Origin of the sequence: Occallatibacter sp. (assembly GCF_049582745.1) — a bacterium.
Lineage (GTDB): Bacteria > Acidobacteriota > Terriglobia > Terriglobales > Acidobacteriaceae > Telmatobacter.
On record NZ_JBAUUO010000023.1, the window covers coordinates 1 to 20,468 of the forward strand.

Genomic DNA, 20,468 nt, shown 5'->3' on the forward strand with positions numbered 1-20,468 from the left:
GCTCGCGTATAACGCAGCCGCCGTATTGCCTTCCTCCTACTCACCAGGGAGTCGGCATCCTGATCCGCGGTTTTTCGAAGCTCAATCACCCGGCCCACCGATGCCTCGATCTACGCTTCGCCACACATCTCACGATGTGCCACGCAAGACTAGAGGTCAGGATGGATTCGCTATTTCCTTTCCTGCAGGGACTTGCACCCCTGCAACACGTCGGTTTATCCCGGCGCACGGCCGTAAAACCGCCCACCCGGAATAACCCAATTTCCGTAGGGCCGATTTGGTGATGCCAAGCCATCGCCGAATTCTAAGAACCAGTGCAGGAAAAACCCGGATCGGAATTTCCCGGTTGTTCGCGCAGCTAGAACGACACATCCGCCGGTTCCGTCACCCGCATCACCGACTGGTCGCCCGTCTTCTGCTTCCACGCCGAACGGATCGCTTCAATCTTCGCGCGATTCTCCGCCGTATCCGGGTAATCAACAATCAGCATCTTCGATCGCAGCGGCTCCGGTGTGGTCTGGTTCTTCCCCTGCCACTGCCCGAATACATCCACCACGCTTAGCCCGTCCGGAAACCGTGGCGTCACCTCCCGGTCGAGGAATCCGCGCCAGTCCGCTTCGCTCACTCCCTGTTCCGGATGCGCCATCGGTCCCAGGCCGAAATACAGCTTCGTATCCACCCACCCCTTGGTCTGGGCGGGGTGCGCCGCGTCTCCCTGCAAGGTAGGCGCGGTAACAGCTGAAGGCGTGATCGGCGTGTGCGCACAGGCTGCCAGCGCAAGCGCCAGAATGGGCGCGAGAAATATGCGACGGACGTGCATTTAGGCTCCCGGGATCGAACAGGATCGACAGCCGAAACTTACTTTTCTACTTCAACTCCACGCCAGAAAGCCACGTATCCTTTGATCTTGCGGGCCGCAGGCTTCGGGTCGGGATAGTACCAGGCCGCGTCGGGATTATCCTGCCCATCGATAAGCAGGCTCAAATAACGCGCCTGCCCCTTCCACGGACAGGTTGAGGTGGTGCTGCTCGGCCGGAAGTACTCCCGCTTCAAGCTGTTTTCCGGGAAATAGACGTTTCCCTCGACGGTCTCGGTAGTTTCGCTCTCGGCAATCACTTTGCCGTTCCAGACTGCTTTCGCCATAATCTTTCACACCGGCATTCGCCACATCGCTCTACCGCTCCGGCGAACGCTAACCGTTAGAACAGTAACAGAGATTAGATTCTGTGACGAGTGCGCGGGATTCCGGTTTCGGCGCGAGCAGCGTTTGCTGCGAAGCCGTAACCGCAGTCCCAGAGGGCCGTCCGAGAATAGCCCAGGGTAAAACCCTGGGACTAGGTCCCATGCAATCCTCCCTTGAGCCCATAGGGCTGGAAGAAACTGCCGGAACAATCCGGATTTCTTAAAGTCAAGCCTCTGAATCCATCACCCTCGCCTAACCCGCTCAAAACAAACAGCAAAAAGAAATCGCGTTTTTGCAGGTTATTTCGCCAGCTGGACTAAATTGAATCTATGCGGCAAATCCTCGATACTTTCCGATCACCGCGCTCCTCGCCGGCCCCTGGTTTCCCTTGTTCTCCGTCCCTAAGTCCATATCGGAGATATTTTTGCGGCTAACTCCAGCGACTAGAAATATTTAGCGCCTTACCCGTTCCCATAACTTGTTTAAAATCAAGCGTTTTCGTCCAAAAGCGGGGGGGGTGACAGGCAACCGTCCGGTTGCACTTCCGACCGAGCCATCGGCTGCCTGCTCTCCCTGCTGCCTGGGAACCACAAACCCGAACCGGCCGCCTACTTCGCGGCTTCGATCGAATCGATGTGTACTGACTTCTTGTCGCTGTCCGCTGTCGCCTTCACCGTCACATGGTCGCCGTAGAAGCTCTTCACGGCATCGGGATTGTCGATGGTCCATACCTGCTTCTTGCCTTCGTCCACAAACACCGGGGCCATCCCGCCCTCGATGCACTTCTTAACACACTCTGAACCGGATCCCGCGTGCTTGGCGCCGCACATCGAGTCGGAAATCCAGCCGTTGATGGTCTTGGAATCAGCAGCGCTTGCCGCAACAGCGGCAAACGCGAGTACAGCTACCAGCATTGCGATGATACGTTTCACTTGAAACCTCCATGGGGATTTTGATTTTGCCGACCCTGATCATGTGCTACCAGACGCACCTTGCACAAGGCCAATGAGAAGACGATTCGATCCGATGAACTACCTGACCTGCCATTCGTGACTCGGCTGCAACCGCTCGCGGCGCGCTTCCACATTCTTCAGAACCGCCTCGTACCGCGCTGACGCCGCTGTAAACCGGTTCACCAGTTCCGATGTCTTGTTGAGAAACGTCGGCATCTTTTCGCGAATCTGTTCCAGAATGTGCGAAAACTTGGCCAGAAGGAAGAAGCCCTCGGCATTGCAGTCGACAAACAGCTCGGCCGACACAGCCCCGTGCAGCACCATCGCCGCGGCCATCTCCCAGTACGTCACCACCTGCCGGAAAAAAGCGTTGTGCGGATCGGCCGGATTCTGCGCCACCGCAAAGAACTCCTCCGGCGTGTTTGGCCAGAATTCTCCCGTCATCCAGGCTCTCGCCTGGCGCATCAGCGCCTCAGTGCGCAATTGGTACAGCTTGAGAATAATCTCAGCATCAGCAGGAGTAGCAAGCATCCGTTCCATTAACATTTCTCCGAATGCCAATGGTATAGGATTCAGGCGGACTTTGTTTTGCGACGACGGGGCGCAGTAGCCCGTGCTCGGACCGAGTCTTTGCGGTGGAGAGAAGAATTCACTGTCTGATTCCTGAGTTCTGAGTCAGAGTAATAGCGGCCTGATTGATCAAGTTCGCCAGAAGACAGGCGACGCGAGACTTCTCCTAGCGCTCGATCGATAACCTTCAGCATTTGTCTCGATGTCAGCGTCATCCGAACGTAATCCCCGCTCACGCCGGCTGCAGTTCCTTCGCATCCGGCTTCTCCATCACCGGACCATGCGTCTCGACCGTAGGCGGCGGAGGCGCATCCCCGATCCGCTTCGCGTAGTGGCAAACGACCACTGCTCCCGGTTCGGGCCGGGCCGTCTTCTTGCCCTTCTTCGACTTGACCTCTTCCTCGGCCCCCTTTTTCTTGTTGGGGCACTCGAGGTAAATGCCGCTCTTGAGCGTCTTCTCTACCAGGTACGCATTGCCGCACTCCGGGCACTTTTGCGCGACAGGTTTGTAGTTCGACGTAAAGTCACATTTCGGATAATTAGTACAGCCCCAGAAGATGTTGCCGCGCCGTGCCTTGCGCTCGGCAATGTCGCCCACGCCGCACTTCGGACACTTCATCCCCTCAATCAGGTTCTGCTTCACGTACTTGCACTTCGGATATCCCGAGCACGAGACAAACTCGCCGTACGCCCCCTGCCGCAGCACCAGCGGCTTGCCGCACACCGGGCACATTTCGCCCGTCGGTTGGGCCGTGTTCTGCTTTTGCTGTTGCTTCTGGCTCAGCTTGCGGATCGTCTTGCACGGCGGATCTGCAGAATAGTCCGGGCAGCTCATGAACGGCCCCCACTGGCCATTCTTCAGCACCATCTCTTTGCCGCAGTTGTCGCAAAACTCTTTTTCCGGAACGTCGTCTGCACCGGGCGCGCTCAAATCCGGCTTGGCAGCGATATTCTCCTTCGTGAAGTCACAACTCACTTGCTCGACAAAAATCTTCTTGCCTTTTGTCGCCGAATCTTCTGCTGCCTCGCCGATCGCAGCAACCAACGCTTTCGTGTCCGCCACTTCCTTTGAGAACACGTTTGTGTCCTCAACCGTGGCGCGAACCGTCATCGGGAAATGAAGTGCGGTCGTGATCTTCTTCGTGACCGCCTTCGGACCTTTCTTCCAAGGACCCATCGCAACCGTAACCGGCTTCTTCCGGCTGAAGTTTGAACAGGAGAAGAAGCTGCCGAATTTGCCCCACTTCAGAACCAGCGGACTTCCGCACTTGTCGCAGACCTCCTTCGTCGGTTCTTCCATCCGCTTGATGTCTTCCATATGCTCGCCCGCAACGGCAAGCTCCTCTTCGAAATGATCATAAAAACCGTTCAACAGGTCGGTCCAGCGCTCCTCGCCGTCTTCCACGGCATCCAGTTCGCTCTCCAGCTTTGCCGTATATTGCATGTCGAAGATGTAGGGAAAGTTATCCACCAGCAGCTTCGTCACAACGGTTCCAATCTCTGTCGGCACGAACTTAGCCTGAACCTTCTTCACATACTCGCGATCCTGGATAGTGTTGATGATCGACGCATAGGTCGACGGACGGCCAATGCCCTTTTCTTCCAACACCTTCACGAGCGAAGCTTCGTTGTAACGCGGCGGCGGTGACGTGAAGTGCTGCTCATCCTCAAGCTTGTCCAGTTCGAGAGTCTTCACGTTGTCCAGGTTCGGAAGCTTGTTGGCCGACTCATCATCGTCGTCCTTCTTGTCCTCTGCAACCTCGTAAACCTTGAGGAAGCCATCAAAGCGAACGACGGACCCGCTGAGCCTGAAGTCATACGTCTTGCCGTTCTTCTCGGAAACTGCCGCGATCTTTGCGGTCGTTACATCGAAAATGGCAGGCACCATCTGCGATGCGATGAATCGTCTCCAGATGAGCCTGTAAAGTTTCAACTGCTCGTCGCTCAGATAGCGTGCGATCGACTCAGGAGTACGCGATGCATCGGATGGACGAATCGCTTCGTGTGCATCCTGCGCATCCTTCTTGCCCTTGTATTCATTGGCGGACGCGGGCAAATATTGCGGGCCCAACGCCTTCTTGATCCACTCGCGTGCGCCTTGAACCGCGTCCGGCGAAACGCGCGGAGAATCGGTACGCATGTAAGTGATCAGGCCGGTGGTTCCATCGGCGCCGATGTCGATGCCTTCATACAGACGTTGCGCAACTCCCATGGTTCGCCGAACATTAAAGCCCAGCTTGCTGGCTGCATCCCTCTGCAACTGGCTGGTAATGAAAGGGGCCAATGGCCTTCTTTGCCGCTCTTGGCTTTCTACCGATGCGAGTGACCACTTCGCCTTTTCCAAAGCGGAAAGCACTTCCTGCATCGATTTCTGATCGGGCAAAGCATTAGCGAGGAACTGGTCTTTTCCGTCCTTGTCCTTGCCGTTTGCGACGCGGGCCGGTTCGCCCTCGATGCCGACGAATCGCGCCTTGAAATTCTTGTCAGCCTGGCGCTCAGCGTGCAAAAGGGCATCCAATGTCCAATATTCAACGGGCTGAAACGCATTGATCTCGGCCTCGCGCTCCACAATCAGGCGGACAGCCACGGTCTGCACACGCCCCGCGGAAAGTCCGCGCCGCACCTTATCCCACAGCAAAGGAGATATCTGATAACCCACAAGTCGATCGAGCACGCGCCGCGTCTGCTGCGCATCCACAAGATTCTGATCGACGTCGCGGGCATGATTGAAAGCTTCCTGCACCGCCTTCTTGGTGATCTCGTTAAAGGTTACGCGGCGAATCTTTTTCCTCTCTTTGGCCGAGGTTCCCAGCTGCAGAGCCAGGTGATACGCAATCGCTTCGCCTTCGCGATCGGGGTCAGGCGCCAGGTAGATCTCGTCCGCACTGGCAGCCGCCCTCTTCAGCTGCGCTACGACCTTTTCCTTGCCTGGAGACACAATCAGAGTCGGGACGAAGGTGCGGTTCTGCAACTCCACCCCGATGTCGTTCTTTGGCAGGTCCATGATGTGCCCGATTGACGCCAGCACTTCGAAGCCCTTGCCGAGATATTTTTCGATCGTCTTCGCCTTCGCGGGAGATTCGACGATCACGAGTGATTTGCTCATTGCCATCCTTGATTCCGTATTACTCTACTCCATCCGGCCTGTTGGACTCGGATAAAGGTCTTTCGGTTTCTTTTGCGTTTGGAGGAAGATCTTCAGAGCAAGACAACTACCTCACCTTGGCCGTCCCACTTGATATGGGCTGCAAGATTTGCAAGCTACCATGGAAGGCATCTTCGTTTCCACTCCAAATCCACCGTTCCCGAATCCGGATTGATCGCGTAGTAACGCGCAAGGTTTCTGAAATGTGTGGCTCATCGAAGATTGCGCTGTACCGAAAATTTTCTGTAGGATCGGCTCCTACCGCCAGATGTTCCGCACCTAAAGCGTCCGAACATAGTTCTTTCCCGGCAGGCAGCGAATCCGTCCACTCATTTCCAGCTCAAACAAGGCCGTAAACACCTCGGACGATGTCAATTGCGTCTCGAGTTTTTCAAGTAGCTCATCGATTTGCAGGGAATCGTCGGCGCGCAATGCCTGAAGCACGATTACCTCCTCCGGCCGCAGCATCTGGTCAGGCAGAAGAGATGCGGTGATCTCCGGTTTGGATTCAGCACCAGCCTCCTGCTCCAATTGCAGCCGGACCTGCGAAGGCAGATCCTCCCACACGTCCTCCCAACTCGCAACAAGCTTCGCGCCCTGTTTTATCAGCGTGTTAGGCGTCCACGAGTTCTTGGAGGTCACGTTTCCCGGCACGGCATAAAGGTCCCGATCCTGTTCGGCCGCGCAGCGTGCGGTCACGCGTGTGCCGGAATTTTCGCTGGCCTCCACCACAAGCACGCCGATGCTTAGTCCGCTGATTATCCGGTTGCGGCGCGGAAAGTTTTGCGGGGCGGGGAAGGTGCCGATTGGCACTTCGCTCACAATCGTCCCTCCCGTCGCGATGATCTCGTCCGCTAGCCTCTTGTTTTCCTTGGGATAGACCACGTCGATGCCCGTTCCCCACACGGCAATTGTCGGCGTGCGCGCGGCAAGCGCGCCCTTGTGCGCACAGGCGTCGATTCCGCGTGCCATGCCGCTGACAATAATCAGACCCCGGGCCGCCAGATCGCGCGACAGCATCTCGGCGACGCCAGTTCCATAGGGCGAAGGATGGCGCGTGCCCACGACCGCGATCGATGGTCGCGTCAGCAGTTTCACCGCTCCGCGAAACCACAGCACCGGAGGCGGATCGTAGATCTCCTTCAATCGCTCGGGATACTCCGTGCAAGCCAGCGTGACTATCGAACCGCCCTGCTGCACAATCTTTCCCCACTCCTCGTCGGCAGCGCGCCGGGCTTTGCCATCGAATATGAACTGCGCTGCATCCGCTGGAAGGCGCAGGCCCTCAAGCTCCGTCAGTGTCAGGGCAAAGATCTGGTCCGGCGTGTGCAGTTGAGCGATCGCATCGACAATGCGCTTCGGCCCGAGGTTCGGGGTCAACGCCAGGGCCAGCATGGCTAGTCGGCTTTCATCGATCTTCGTTCCGGATTCGCTTGCGGAGGAATTTCTAGTTGTCTCGTTCGATATCGACATCTACATACGCGCTTCGTGCGCAGGTACACATGCACTTTCTTTCAAAGTAGCCTAAAGAGTTTTCTTTAGTATTTGAGGCTCACATTAAGCTGATGGGACTTGGAAGTCAAGGCGAAGTGTGTGACCTCGCGCACCAACTGCAGAATCTCAAAGGTCGGGTTGATAGTCTAAAGAACAGAGTGAATTCAACTTCGCACCGCCGGCTTCGTGTCGCCGCCATCCGTTTTCTGAATCCCGCACCGCTGATGTGGGACTTCGAACATCCGCCCCTGGACACCGGACTCGCCGAGCGCTATGACGTCCAATGGATGCTACCTTCGGAATGCGCAGACCACCTGGCAAGCGGAAGCGCCGACATCGGCCTCGTGCCGATTGCTTCACTTGCCACAACGCCCGGGCTGCGCATTCTGCCCGGTTGCACCATCGCCTCCAAACAGCGCGTCCGCTCACTTTTGCTCGTTCGGCGTGCAAATCAGCCGCTCGCAGCCCTGCAAAGCATCGCCGCCGACACGGCAAGCCGCACCACGCTCGCATACACGCGCATCATGTTCCACAAGTGGGGGAATCCCGAGGTGCCTTACGTTCCAATGGCGGCCGACCTCGATGTCATGCTCGACCGCGCCGACGCCGCGATTCTCATCGGCGATCCGGCTCTGATGGCACTGGAAGAGCGCGCAAATCGCTTCGAGCGCACCGGGGAAGAGCTTGTCTACTACGACCTGGCCGAAGAATGGCGAAAGCTCACCGGCCTACCCTTCGTCTCCGCCGTCTGGGGCATTGCAGGTGGCGGCCCATTGGATCAGCGAATCAGCCAGGACTTTATCCGCTCCCGCGATCACGGCCTTGAGAACATCGACGCGCTGGTCGCTCAATGGTCGCGGCAAATGCCGCTGTCGGAAGAAACGATCCGCGCTTACCTTACGACAAATATTCACTACGTTCTTGATGAGGAATGCGTCGAAGGCATGCGCGGTTTTTTCCGCATTGCCTCAGAAACAGGCGTGCTGCCCCCCTACGAATTTAAACCGCCCGAACTTGTCGCCAAATAGCAACGCCCGGAACAAAGCCAGACGTCATGGTCCTCAACCGACAACTAAAGACTGACAACTTTCTCTCTCAGATCTCCCATCGCAGCAGCGCAGTCCCGACGGTGAATCCAGCGCCAACGGCAGCCAGCAGCACGAGGTCGCCTTTCTTCAGCTTCCCTTCCTCGATCGCAGTCTCCATAGCCAGCGGAATCGTGCCGGCAGAAGTGTTCCCGTACTTCTCAATATTGATAATCACGCGATCAGCCGGCATACCTATCCTGTCGGCGGTGGAGGTGATGATGCGTTTGTTTGCCTGGTGAGGAATAAAGCAGCCAAGGTCCGCCCCGGTCACTCCATTGCGCTCGAGCAGCTTGGTCGTCGCTTCGACCATCTTGCGCACAGCAAACTTGTAGACCGCCTGGCCATCCTGGTGGATAAAGTGCATCTTCTTATCGATCGTTTCGTGCGTCGCAGGATTCAGACTGCCACCGGCCGGAAGATTCAGCGAAACACCGCCCGATCCGTCGATCTCGTGCACAAAGTCGATCATGCCGATTTCGCCCTCTTCCGCAGGCTCAATCAGCACGGCCCCGCCGCCATCGCCAAACAAAACACACGTTGCGCGATCGGTGTAGTCCGTCATGCGCGTGTTGGCGTCAGCCCCACACACGAGGACTTTCGAGTGCGCTCCGCTCTCAACGAGTTTGACGCCAGCCTGAAGCGCGAATACAAATCCCGAGCACCCGGCCGAAACGTCGAACCCCCACGCACCCTTGGCGCCGATCTTGTCCTGCACCAGGCACGCGGTCGAGGGAAACATCATATCCGGCGTAACGGTTCCAACGATGATCACTTCCACTTCGCTGGGCTCGATGCCGCGCGCCGATAGGCACTTCTTCGCAGCCTCAACGCAAATGTCGCTCACGCCCTTGCCCGCCGCGAGTACATGTCGTTCCTTGATGCCGGTGCGCTCCACGATCCATTGATCGTTGGTGTCCACCATTTTTTCGAGGTCTTTATTGGTAAGAACTTTTGGGGGGACGTAAGTTCCGAGGGCGCTTATCTTGGCGCGCCTGCCCACGATGGGACGCACGGAAAGGCTCAATGCATTTCTCCTTGCGGCGCGAGATCCGGCAACACCGGCTCGCACTCATCACTGCTGCTGATCTTTGGTCTGCCCGCGCGGTCGGCCGGGCGCCACCTCGACCAAAGGAATAGAAGCGCCCATGGCGCAAAAAGTACCGGGTGACCTACTGCGCCCGTACTAGCCCGTTACCGTTGCTTCCTTCCGGACCTGGCGGGATTGGCGGGATTACGTCGCGTAGGACCCGGCACTGATTGATTTTATCATTTGCGAGGGATTCCGGCCCCGCCGTCGGATCGTATCGCAATATTCGCGAAGAGGGATCGATGTGCCCTCCGCATCTGCTCACTTTTTGATACGGACATCAAACGGATAAACATATACATGCGTGACTTCGAACTCGCGCGCCTGGGCGTGAACCGGGTTAAAAAGGACATTGAATGTGCTGGGAACAACAACGCTCGGAACGCGAAACAAAACCGTCGACCCTTCGGCGAGCCATTTGTCCCCGATCGCTCGGGTAACATCAATGTCTTGGATCCAGTCTCCCCTGAGATCTTCCTTCTGAACGGTAGGAATGGATATATCTGGACCTTCGATCTGCAGCATGATGATTGCAGGCGGGACATTATTTGAAGCGGTGTGCACGCAGACCTCAACCACGGCCCCTGCGGGGCTCTCCGCCAGATAGACGATGGGCCGCCCCGCAGTATGCCACCGACCGCTCGCCCTGAGCCCAACGATTCCCACCAGGTCGCGAAAACGACTCACTCGCCAGAGAATCATTTACACGAACATTCCTTCGTCGATCTGCGTAAGCGCCTCTTCCACAATCCGAGTGCCCGTTTCGGTCGTTAGCAACGAGAGCGGGCTGCGATCATTGAGGCGCGCAATCGGCATGCGAAGCCATTCCAGCGCTCGCGCGCGACTGCCGTAGGTCGCCTCAGCGGCGGCCAATACTCGCGTAAGCCTGAGAACGCGATCCGATTCTTCAACGCTCAGCTTCTCTCGCCGCGAACGTCGGTGCTGGAGAGTGCGCGCGGCGATGACGACCTTGTCGAGTTCTCCTCGACCAAGGCCCAACTTCAAAAGACGGTTAATGATCTCCGGAGAAAATCGGTTCTCAACGATCGAGAGCAGGTCCGTATCGTTCGCGGGGATCTGGACTCCAAGCCACTCACCAATCTGGGCATGTGCGGCGCTCATGCGATACAACCTCCATCTACATTATGCCACACATATAACGGCAAAATGATACATTAACTTAACGATAACAAACTAAAAGTTTTATCCGACGCTGGCATGAACCGCTCCACAGAAATTCTGCCTCCGGTCACTAGAAAATGACACCCCAGGCTCCAAGCCGGTAAGGTCTCCGTTGCCATTGAAGATCCCCCTGGTTTATACCTGTGCCTTCGAAATTCGCCGATCTTCGAAATCCTCTGCCTCTTCGCCGCAATCACATTCCCGGTACAATAGAACTGTGAGCAAAACTTCCCAACCCACGGCTCCCACCGTGGGCTTTGTTTCGTTAGGCTGCCCCAAAAATCTGGTCGACTCCGAAGTCATGATGGGGTTGCTCGATCGCGGTGGCGCACGCCTGACTTCCCGCCCCGAAGAGGCCGATATCCTCGTCGTCAACACCTGCAGCTTCATTGATACCGCCAAGCAGGAGTCGGTCGACACCATCCTCGAAATGGCGCGTTTTAAAACCTCCGGCTCCGCCAAAAAGCTGATCGTCGCCGGTTGCCTCGTTGAGCGATACCGCGACGAAATTATCAAGAATATTCCCGAGGTCGATGCCGTCGTCGGCACCGGCGAACTTGAATCAATCCTCGAAGCAGCAGGAATTGCCCCATCGCACTCCGCTGTTCCATCGCCCTTCAATATCCTCAGCGGCAACGGAACCGCCGCGGTGCGTGAGGGACGCGAAGCCGGCGCCGGTACCCACAGAACCAAATTTCGCCCAGAAGGCAATCTCCGCGAACAGCAAGGCCGCTTCAGCCGCGAAGATTGGCAAGGCGCAGCGCACATGCTGCCGACCTATCTCTACAACGAATACACTCCGCGCTACATATCTACTGGCCGCACCTCGGCCTACATCAAAATCGCTGAAGGCTGCGATCACCCCTGCACTTTCTGCGTCATCCCAAACCTGCGCGGTAAGTTCCGCTCGCGCCGCTTTGAATCCGTAGTAGCAGAGGCGCGACAGTTGGTCGCCGCGGGCGTGCAGGAGATCACCCTCATCGGCCAGGACACGACCTGCTACGGCGAAGATCTCGGCATCAAAGACGGCCTGGCGCTCCTGCTCGAATCCCTTGCCGGAATCGATGGCCTGCGCTGGCTGCGCTTCCTCTATGCCTACCCGAACCGCATCACCGGCAAGCTGCTCGACACCATCGCGATGCACGACAACATCTGCAAATATCTCGACGTGCCTCTGCAACACGCCTCGCCCGATGTCCTCAAGCGCATGAAGCGCGGTGCAGGCGCCGACATCTTCCTCAAGACACTCCAAAAAGTCCGTGCAGCCGTGCCAGGAATCACCCTGCGCACCTCCTTCATCGTCGGTTTCCCCGGAGAGTCCTCCGCCGACTATGAAGTCTTGGAGCAGTTCATCAGCGATGCCAAATTCGACTGGCTCGGCGTCTTCAACTACTCCGACGAGGAAGGCTCGAAAGCCCACGCCCTCGATGCCAAGCTCCCGAAACGCACCATCGAATCCCGCAAGCGCAAGCTCATGCGGCTGCAGCAAAAGATTTCAAAGCGCGCCAAGCAACAATGGGTCGGTCGCGAACTCGTAGTTCTTGCCGAAGGCGAAAGCGAAGAGACTTCCATGCTCTGGGAAGGCCGCACCGAGTTCCACGCCCCCGAAATCGACGGCAAAGTCTACATCAATGACTTCGGAGAACTTCAGGAACTCGAAGCCGGCAAATTCTATCGCGCCGAGATCACCGAAGCGCACGACTACGACCTCGTCGCTCGGATTACCTCGGGACCGCTTTCCTGACTCGAGTCTGAGCTCGAAAATCCGCACACGCGTGAGAGCAGGCATCCGGGCGCGGCGTTACGATATCCAAAGACAGCTGAACGAACAAAGCAGCCATGCCTCCAAAGAAAAAATCCGTAAAACTCCTGCACTGTCCCACCTGCGGCATGCTGGTCACCGCCAAGGACGAGGACTTCCCTTTCTGCAGCGATCGATGCCGCAAGATCGACTTGGGCAAATGGGCGACGGGCGTCTACAAGATCAGTTCGCCGGTGCTCGATCCCGAGGTCCTCGACGATCTTGGAGAAGTCGGCCGTCAACGCCGGAGCAGGGATGATGAGTGATGATGACGAATAGCCCAGCGACCGTCCCCCAGGCGCCTGCAAAACAGCAGAGAACGGCGTGGGCGTGGACAATCGCCACGTTCTTCGGCGCCGGCCTCGGTCGCCCCGGTCCGGGAACCTGGGGATCGATAGCGGCACTCCTGCTATGGGGCGCAGTTGCATGGCTCTTCCACCCGACCCCCAACGGCCTTTTGCTTGTTGTATTTATAGGGATTACCTTGTCGATTGCTTGCGGTGTTCCTGCAGCCTCCATTGCCGCCCGCGAGAGCGGGCGGCACGACCCTGGATTCGTCGTCATTGACGAAGTCGCCGGCCAGTGGATCGCGCTGATCGGCAGCCCGACGGACTTCCGCCACGGCATAATTGCACTTATTCTGTTTCGCTTATGTGACATCACCAAGCCCTTTCCGGCGCGCCAGTTGGAGCGGTTACCAGAAGGTTGGGGCATCGTCTTCGATGACGTGGCGGCGGGGCTGTATGCTTTGGGTGTGGCGTCGCTTCTGCGTTTGTGGATCCACTAAGAACGGAAATGCCGCGAACACACTTCCAATCCGCAAGAGAAGAAATGACACCGGAACCGCGCATCGACGAAGTCCAGCCAGCGACAGCTCTGCCGCTCGGCGAGGTAGAGCTCATCGGAGCCAATCTTGGCCCTAATCTCTACGGCCCGCCTGTGGTTGTCCTCGGTACGCATCCGGCCCATGTACTCATGAGCCGTCCCGGACGCCTCGCATTCCGCATTCCTGAGAACGCCGGTTCAGGGCTGATTGAGGTGCGAACGCCTGCCGGAGTCAGCAACGCCGCGCCCATGCGTATTGCCCGCGAACTTTCAGGCGGTTTACATCCGGTTACAAGTCCCGCGGTGAGCCGTTCCGGCATGATTTACGCCACCATATCCGGACAGCGTGGCAAGCAAACCCCGGTTTCTGTCGTTCGTGTGAGCCCCGATGGACGCGGAACCCCGTTTGTTACTGGGATACTCAATGCGACCGGTTTGGCCTTCAGTCCAGAAGGCGACTTGTTCGTGACTTCGCGCGCCGAGGGAAATGTCTATCGCATTGACGGCGCCGGCGAATCCACTCTCTACGCGGAGGGCATGGGTGTTGCCACCGGTGCAGTATTTGATTCGCACGGCAATCTCTTCGTCGGCGATCGTAGCGGCACGATTTTCAAAATCGACCCGCAACGCAAAATATTCGTCTACGCCACGATTGAGCCGAGCATCTCCGCGTATCACTTGGCCGTGGATGCCGAAGGCACACTTTTTGTAACCGGCCCGACGCTCTCTTCGAACGATGCGATCTGGGCAATCGACACGCACGGTGAGGCGCGCGTCTGGTATCGCGGACTGGGGCGTCCGCAGGGACTCGCGCTCGCGGCAAATGGGGATGTCTACGTGACCGCGAGCCTGCATGGCCGTCGCGGCCTTGTCCGCGTGACGGCGAACGGCGATTCCGCTATCGTCGTTGCCGGAGTCAACCTCGTCGGCGTCGCGTTCTCACCGCTTGGAACCACAGTGCTGGCCGATAACGACGCGGTTTATGATCTGGACTTGGAAGTGGAAGGAATGGCCATCTTCTAGCATTCTGAGTTTAAGATTCTCCTCGTAATTGAGGTGTCATTCTGAGTGAACGGGGTCCCAGACGTAGTTCTCGGGACCCCCAAAAAGTGATTTGTGCTTTTTGGGGTGGAGTTTGGGGGTGGTGAGCGAAGAATCTGCTTTTCGGCTTTCCTTATTTCTCCTATGCATTTCACGCTCACCGCAAATTCCTTCGACTAATGTTCCGCTAAACTAGAGCCCAGGAGCTGAAAGCTGCCCTCATGAAATCCGAGATCATCGCGGTTGGCTCCGAGATGCTTACGCCGCACCGCCAGGACACCAACTCCCTCTACCTGACCGAAAGGCTCAATGAAATTGGCGTTTCCGTGGCATTCAAGACGATTGTCGGCGACCGGAAAAAGGACATAGTCGGCGCAATCCGAAATGCGCTTGCTCGGACCGACATCGTGATCCTAATGGGCGGCTTGGGGCCCACCGAAGACGACCTGACGCGCGAGTCCGTAGCAGAAGCCCTTTCTCTGAAACTCAAACGCGATGAACCGCAGGTAGCCGCTCTGCATGCGCGCGCCGCAACGTGGCGCATCACCATGCCCGAAAACAATCTGAAGCAAGCCGACCTGATCGAAGGCGCATCGTTCCTTACGAATCCCAACGGCAGCGCGCCCGGGCAGTGGCTCGAAACCACCTACTCCGGCTTCCGCAAGGTCATCATCCTTGTCCCCGGCCCACCCCACGAGTGCAAGCCTCTGTTCGACGACGAGTGCTTGCCACGTCTGCGAGAGATTGTGCCCGAGCGTCATCTCGCTCAGCGCACGCTCAAGGCCGCCATGATACCGGAGTCGCAGGCTGACAAACTCCTCGCGCCCATTTACACCACCTACACCGACGTCGAAACCACGATCCTCGCCCATGCCGGCGATATCCAACTTACGCTGCTCTGTACAAAAAAGGACAAAGACCTCGCTGAGCAGCGCGTCGAAGAGCTTGCCACCAAGCTCGAAGAAGCGCTCGATGACTGGATGTACTCCGCTGAAGGCGAATCGCTCGAGCAGATCGTCCTCTACTATCTCGGCCTGCGTCAGGCCACCCTCGCCGTGGCCGAGAGTTGCACCGGCGGCATGGTTGCGCAGCGCATTACGTCGGTGCCGGGCAGTTCGCGATCGTTTCTGGGCGGTGTCGTGGTCTACTCGAACGAATTGAAGACAGCCTTCGCCGACGTCCCCGCCAATCTGATCGAGCAACATGGCGCGGTTTCGTCAGAGGTGGCTTCTGCGCTCGCTGACGGAATCCGCAAACGCACGGGAGCAACGCTGGGCCTGGGCGTCACCGGAATTGCCGGCCCCACCGGCGCCACAGAAACCAAGCCCGTGGGCCGGGTCTACATCGCTGTCAGCGATGCACAGACCACCGACTCCTTCGAGCGCAATTTCCGCGGCAGCCGCGACCGCATCCGCGAGTGGGCCAGCCAGCAGGCCCTCGACCTCGTGCGGCGCAGGTTGATGTAAACAGCCGGCTCTTTCCGGAATTTCACAGACAAATTTCGAATCCTGTGATCCGCGTCGATTATCTTCACTAACGTGGTAACACTGACCAATCGATAGAATCTTCCAAATATCATCGCTTGAACGGAGCCTTCCCCATGCCACTTCCCCAGGACGAACGCATCGTTGCTCTCGCTAATGATTTGCTCACTGTCTTTCATACCCTCTTTGGCCCGCACCCCGGCTTTCGCCCCGCTCACGCAAAAGGCCTGATGCTGACCGGAACATTCAAGCCCGCCGCAGGCGCAACCGCGCTCACCAAAGCGCCGCACATCACGCGAGCTTCCACGCCAGTCACCGTCCGGTTCTCCAACTCGACCGGGCTGCCCTCCATCCCAGACAATGCGCCCGACGCCAATCCGCGCGGCTTCGCCATCCGATTCAACCTGGCGGACCATGTCCACACCGACATCGTCAGCCACTCCACAGATGGCTTTCCCACGCGCGATGCCTATAAGTTCCTCGAATTTCTGAAAGCTGCCAGGGCAAGCGGCCCAGAGGTCCCCTCCCCCAAGCCCATCGAGCAATTCCTCGGTTCGCACCCGGCGGCCCTCCGCTTCGTGCAAACGCCCAAGCCCTTTCCATCGAGCCTTGCCCGCGAAACCTACTTCGGCGTAACCGCCTTCCGCTTCACCAACGCCAATGGCGAAACAGAATACGGCCGCTATCGCATTGTTCCCGAAGCTGGCAACGACTATCTCGGTGACGATGATGTTGCGCGCCTTCGCGCCGACTATCATTATGAAGAACTCGAGCACCGCGTGAAGCAAGCACCAATCCGCTTCAAGGTCCTCGTTCAGGTCGCCGCACCCGGCGATGTCACCGACGACGCCACCATCCACTGGCCGGAAGACCGTGAGATTGTTTCGCTCGGCATCATCGAACTCACCAACGGGCTCGAAGACAGCCTCGCGCAGCAAAAGCACATCATCTTCGATCCCATCCCGCGCGTCGACGGCATTGAGCCCTCCGCCGACCCGCTCCTCGAACTGCGCGCCGCCATCTACCTCCTCAGCGGACGCGAACGCCGCGCCGCCAAAGCATAGCTGGGCTCTTTTCGGAAGATCGTGGGAGGCGACAGCTGGCTGAGATCGGAGCCGTCAGTCCATGCTTGATCCTATCCCTGGAGCTCACGATAAAAGTTGGCAGTGTCATTCTGAGCGAACGGGGCCCCGAACGTTTTAGGGGCCCCGAAGAGCGACAGCTCTTTGGGGTAGGTTCGGGGGTGGTAAGCGAAGAATCTGCTTTTTCGCATTTTCCGAGCGTCGCCGGGTGCCCCATTCATGCGCGTTGTTTGCGCATGAGTGGGAGAGCACGATATTGACCCTCCCACATCCAGTCTGAAAAACTCGCCCTATATGCGATACAGCGGCAGGGTTGAATATGCGGACGCCCGAAAAATGCGCACCCGCAACAAGGGATACTACCGGGTGCTGCACTGGCCCATTTGGATCTGGGTCTTTTTCCTGGCGCCCGGGCCCCTCGTCTTCAGCCTCTTCGCGCACGGCTTCAGCGTGGCAAACGGCGCATGGCTCGCCCTCGTGCTCCTCGGCACCGGAATCGCCGGCCTCTATGGCCAGCTACCCGGCGTCGAACCCGCACCCTACATCCTGCGCTTCGACGAAGACCGCCCTAATCCCCTCTATCGCAAAGTCTGCTACACGTTCGCGTGGAACGCGGCAATCAACTTCGCGCTCCTCAACCTCATTGGCCTCGTCATCGCCGTAGTCACCGGCGTATGGACCATGAAGCAGCTCTACCAGTACGTCTACTTCCCTCTCGCCATCTTGATCCTGGTGCTCGGCGCACTGGGCAAACTGCCGCGCGTCGGCAAATCGACGAAGAACGAAGGAATCGAGCGCCGCTACTTTTACGGCACGGTATGGGCAGTCACCATATCGCAAACCGTGCTCATGATCCTCTGGAAGACGCTCCCGCTCACGCGCACCGGCAGCCTCATCAAACTTGCAATCTATGCAGGAATGCTGTTTGCCATGGGCGCCGCGGCATACAACGGCGCTCTTCCTCGCACTCGGCCCATCCTGCCCGGCGAACTCATGGTCGACTAAATCTTCGGCGTCGACAAAGCGGCCGGCCACATTGATCATGCGCCGGCCAACTTCACTCGAATTCAAACCGTGCTCTACTTTTCCGCGACCGGCTTGTATCCCGATCCACCCGCCTTCTTCATGGCTGTAATGCCCTCCTCGACCGAGAGCAGCGGAGTCGTCTTCACAGCGCTGCACGAACCACCCGCACTGATGGCCATCGCGAACGCTGCAGCACTCACGTTGTCAGGCATCTCAACCAGCACAACAGTGTCATAATCGCCAAAAGTCAGCCACGCCGACTTCAACGAACCGCCAAGCTTCGCAACGGCCTTGCCAACCACCGACGCACGGTCCTGCGGCTTCTTAATCATCGCCGCCATGGCTTCTGACGTGTACGCAACCTGCACAAGATAACTGGGCATTGAACTCCGCCTTTCATGGATATTCACACCGGGGAATCCGGGGAGGACGAAGTATACATGCGAGTCTAGACATCTGGCGCTGTTCTTCAATCTCTCCTCGCCACACCAGCCACGACCCTTGCCTCATCCTCGATCCCTTGCCGCAGCGATTCCGGCTCGACAACCCGCACCGCTGACCCAAATCCGAGGACGATAAACCGCGCCTCACGATCGTTGTCAAAATCAACCTGCAGCATCACTCGTCCTGCCTCTGCCTTCCGCGCAGCAAGAGGTTTCGTAACGCACCACGTCTGCACCCGCCTCGCCGCATCCTCCGTCAGCGAAAGAATCACGCGATAACCAGCTCTCCTGCTATTCAGTTCTGCCGTCGACGCCTGCCAGTGCGAAACAAGATCGAATCGCGCAGGCCGCTCGAATCCAACCGCCAGCACCGCCACCCGCTTCATGCGCGACACTCTGAACGTCCGCATCCCTTTCGCAGTGCGCGCCACAAGGTACCAGGTCAGCCCCTTCGATACCAGACCCAGCGGGTCAACCGTCCGGCTCGATTGCTCCCCATCGGCCTTCGTGTAATCAAATGTCAGCTTGCGATCCCGGGCCACCGCATCCTGCACCGCCGCGAGCATTGATAGATCCTCGCCCGTGTCGCGCCAGCCGGTGGGGTCCACGTGAAGCCGCTGCTGCAGGTGCGCCGCTTGCGCCTTCATTGGTTCGGGCATCGCCGCCATCAGCTTGTTCAGCGCGCTCTGTGCCGCAGCCGCAAGCCTTGCATTGCCCAGCCCACGCGGCTGCGCCATCAGCAGCGCATTGAGTTCCGCTTCATCGAGACCCGGCACATGCGTGCGCCACCCCTTCTCAAGTTGCCAGCCACCCTGCGCGCCGCGAATGGCCGACACCGGAATCCGCGCCGCGCTCAGAGATTCAAGATCCCGATGAATCGTCCGCTGCGACACCTCAAGCTGCTCGGCAAGCTCTCGTTCCGTAACCTGACCCCGAGCCTGCAGCAACAGAAGCACCGACATCAGTCGATCGGCTTTCACTCGCCCTCACTCTCCCTCGACATTTCTTACTTTCTCAAATCATATATGACAAGCCTTGTCATATAAGATGCGCGATCATCATTTTATCGATGGAGGTCATCCCGATGAACATCCGCAATGTTCACCTTTTCGTTTTCGACTCGATGGCAGACTGGGAAGCCGCATTCGCCATCGCCGGCATCAACAATCCCCAGTTCCAGCGCACTCCGGGCCAATTCCGCGTCGTAACGGTTGGATCGACCACGAAGCCAATCACGACCGTGGGCGGAGTTCGCATCCTGCCCGACATCGGCCTGTCTGAGATTGACCCAAATCAAAGCGCCATACTCATTCTTCCTGGCGGCGACCAGTGGGAACGGTACGGCAACATCGAGGCCATTCAAGTCGCTCGCACACTCTTCGTCGAGGCCGTTCCCATCGCGGCCATCTGCGGCGCGACGCTTGCCCTTGCCCGCGCCGGAATGCTCGATGACTTTCACCACACCGGCAACAGCCGCGAATATCTCGCTGCGAGCGGCTACCGCGGGGGCAGTTTCTATTGCGATGCACCCGCCGTCACCGACGAGGGAGTCATCACTGCTTCCGGAATTGCCCCTATCGAATTCGCCCGTGAGATCTTCCGTACCCTCGGCCTCTATAGCCGCGAAGCCCTCGACGCGTGGTATGCGCTCTATCGCTTTGGCGATGTCTCGCGTTACTCCGACCTTCTCGAGTGCGTCAGCCAATAACTCGTCAGGAGTCGCTAGAACCGGTTGCACAATACGGTTTCGAAAGAGCACGGCGAGTTTTGAAAGAGCACAGTGTGTTTTGAAAGGGCACGGCGAGCTTCGAAAGAGCACGGCGAGTTTTGAAGGAGCACCGCGGGTTTTGAAAAGGCAAGGTGAGTTTTGAAAAGGCACGGCGAGTTTTGAAAAAGCACGGCGAGCCTCGAAAGAGCACGGCGAGCTTTGAAAGGGCACGGCTTTGGCCGTGCCGTGAAAGCCAAATAGATCACAGGGCGTCAGCCCCTGAGGGATGTTCTGCGATCGCCTCAACGATTCATGCAACCAACTCTAGTGTCCCAGGTCCGGGATTCTTCCATAAT

20 protein-coding genes and 1 other RNA gene are annotated in these 20,468 nt (G+C 58.0%); 9 read left to right on the forward strand and 12 right to left on the reverse strand.

Features of this window, described 5'->3' with window-relative positions; translation table 11 throughout:
- Positions 1-358: 358 nt before the first annotated feature.
- The 6 genes from WCA10_RS02995 to dprA all read right to left on the reverse strand — a co-directional run bounded on the left by WCA10_RS02995 (position 359) and on the right by dprA (position 7,324).
- Positions 359-820, reverse strand: coding sequence for a DUF3574 domain-containing protein (locus tag WCA10_RS02995; RefSeq protein ID WP_472821005.1), 462 nt, complete (start codon positions 818-820; stop codon positions 359-361).
- A gap of 38 nt (positions 821-858) precedes the next feature.
- The gene (locus WCA10_RS03000; RefSeq protein ID WP_472821006.1) at positions 859-1,143 is read right to left on the reverse strand and encodes a DUF427 domain-containing protein; all 285 of its coding nucleotides are present in this window, start codon (positions 1,141-1,143) and stop codon (positions 859-861) included.
- A 648-nt stretch (positions 1,144-1,791) separates the two neighbouring features.
- Entirely contained in the window at positions 1,792-2,115 is a 324-nt protein-coding gene (locus WCA10_RS03005; RefSeq protein WP_472821007.1) for a hypothetical protein, read from the reverse strand.
- A gap of 99 nt (positions 2,116-2,214) precedes the next feature.
- Entirely contained in the window at positions 2,215-2,676 is a 462-nt protein-coding gene (locus WCA10_RS03010) for a DUF4760 domain-containing protein (protein ID WP_472821008.1), read from the reverse strand.
- Between the two features lie 262 nt (positions 2,677-2,938).
- Positions 2,939-5,812: a type I DNA topoisomerase gene (gene topA / locus WCA10_RS03015; protein ID WP_472821009.1), complete on the reverse strand. Its 2,874-nt coding sequence runs from the start codon at positions 5,810-5,812 to the stop codon at positions 2,939-2,941.
- A gap of 318 nt (positions 5,813-6,130) precedes the next feature.
- Entirely contained in the window at positions 6,131-7,324 is a 1,194-nt protein-coding gene (gene dprA, locus WCA10_RS03020) for a DNA-processing protein DprA (protein WP_472821010.1), read from the reverse strand.
- Positions 7,325-7,503: 179 nt separating this feature from the next.
- Here dprA and WCA10_RS03025 point away from each other — a divergent pair, with 179 nt between their 5' ends.
- On the forward strand, positions 7,504-8,373 hold the full coding sequence (locus WCA10_RS03025; protein ID WP_472821011.1) for a menaquinone biosynthetic enzyme MqnA/MqnD family protein: 870 nt from the start codon (positions 7,504-7,506) through the stop codon (positions 8,371-8,373).
- A 67-nt stretch (positions 8,374-8,440) separates the two neighbouring features.
- On the opposite strand, the gene WCA10_RS03030 is transcribed toward WCA10_RS03025, so the two are convergent.
- From WCA10_RS03030 to WCA10_RS03045, 4 genes are all read right to left on the reverse strand, one after another.
- Positions 8,441-9,457: a beta-ketoacyl-ACP synthase III gene (locus WCA10_RS03030; protein WP_472821012.1), complete on the reverse strand. Its 1,017-nt coding sequence runs from the start codon at positions 9,455-9,457 to the stop codon at positions 8,441-8,443.
- Positions 9,458-9,588: 131 nt separating this feature from the next.
- Positions 9,589-9,686, reverse strand: an RNA gene (ffs, locus tag WCA10_RS03035) — signal recognition particle sRNA small type.
- A gap of 95 nt (positions 9,687-9,781) precedes the next feature.
- Entirely contained in the window at positions 9,782-10,222 is a 441-nt protein-coding gene (locus WCA10_RS03040) for an RES family NAD+ phosphorylase (RefSeq protein ID WP_472821013.1), read from the reverse strand.
- A complete protein-coding gene (locus WCA10_RS03045; protein WP_472821014.1) occupies positions 10,223-10,642 on the reverse strand; it encodes an antitoxin Xre/MbcA/ParS toxin-binding domain-containing protein in 420 nt (139 codons plus the stop codon).
- 277 nt (positions 10,643-10,919) lie between these two features.
- Here WCA10_RS03045 and rimO point away from each other — a divergent pair, with 277 nt between their 5' ends.
- The 7 genes from rimO to WCA10_RS03080 all read left to right on the forward strand — a co-directional run bounded on the left by rimO (position 10,920) and on the right by WCA10_RS03080 (position 17,940).
- A complete protein-coding gene (gene rimO, locus WCA10_RS03050; RefSeq protein ID WP_472821015.1) occupies positions 10,920-12,446 on the forward strand; it encodes a 30S ribosomal protein S12 methylthiotransferase RimO in 1,527 nt (508 codons plus the stop codon).
- Positions 12,447-12,541: 95 nt separating this feature from the next.
- The gene (locus WCA10_RS03055; protein WP_472821016.1) at positions 12,542-12,769 is read left to right on the forward strand and encodes a DNA gyrase inhibitor YacG; all 228 of its coding nucleotides are present in this window, start codon (positions 12,542-12,544) and stop codon (positions 12,767-12,769) included.
- Positions 12,769-13,290: a phosphatidylglycerophosphatase A family protein gene (locus WCA10_RS03060; RefSeq protein WP_472821017.1), complete on the forward strand. Its 522-nt coding sequence runs from the start codon at positions 12,769-12,771 to the stop codon at positions 13,288-13,290. The genes WCA10_RS03055 and WCA10_RS03060 overlap by 1 nt, the downstream gene beginning before the upstream one ends.
- Before the next feature lie 44 nt (positions 13,291-13,334).
- A complete protein-coding gene (locus tag WCA10_RS03065; RefSeq protein ID WP_472821018.1) occupies positions 13,335-14,351 on the forward strand; it encodes an SMP-30/gluconolactonase/LRE family protein in 1,017 nt (338 codons plus the stop codon).
- 239 nt (positions 14,352-14,590) lie between these two features.
- Positions 14,591-15,835, forward strand: coding sequence for a competence/damage-inducible protein A (locus tag WCA10_RS03070; RefSeq protein ID WP_472821019.1), 1,245 nt, complete (start codon positions 14,591-14,593; stop codon positions 15,833-15,835).
- 134 nt (positions 15,836-15,969) lie between these two features.
- On the forward strand, positions 15,970-16,917 hold the full coding sequence (locus WCA10_RS03075; RefSeq protein WP_472821020.1) for a catalase family peroxidase: 948 nt from the start codon (positions 15,970-15,972) through the stop codon (positions 16,915-16,917).
- Between the two features lie 354 nt (positions 16,918-17,271).
- A complete protein-coding gene (locus WCA10_RS03080) occupies positions 17,272-17,940 on the forward strand; it encodes a hypothetical protein (RefSeq protein WP_472821021.1) in 669 nt (222 codons plus the stop codon).
- Between the two features lie 74 nt (positions 17,941-18,014).
- Here WCA10_RS03080 and WCA10_RS03085 read toward each other — a convergent pair whose 3' ends face one another.
- Positions 18,015-18,344 carry a GYD domain-containing protein gene (locus tag WCA10_RS03085; RefSeq protein WP_472821022.1) on the reverse strand — a complete coding sequence of 110 codons (330 nt, stop codon included), beginning with the start codon at positions 18,342-18,344 and terminating at the stop codon, positions 18,015-18,017.
- 86 nt (positions 18,345-18,430) lie between these two features.
- Positions 18,431-19,384 (reverse strand): helix-turn-helix transcriptional regulator, encoded by a 954-nt coding sequence (locus WCA10_RS03090; protein WP_472821023.1) that lies wholly within the window; start codon positions 19,382-19,384, stop codon positions 18,431-18,433.
- A 104-nt stretch (positions 19,385-19,488) separates the two neighbouring features.
- On the opposite strand from WCA10_RS03090, the gene WCA10_RS03095 reads away from it, so the two are divergent.
- Entirely contained in the window at positions 19,489-20,112 is a 624-nt protein-coding gene (locus WCA10_RS03095) for a type 1 glutamine amidotransferase family protein (protein WP_472821024.1), read from the forward strand.
- Positions 20,113-20,468 lie beyond the last annotated feature (356 nt).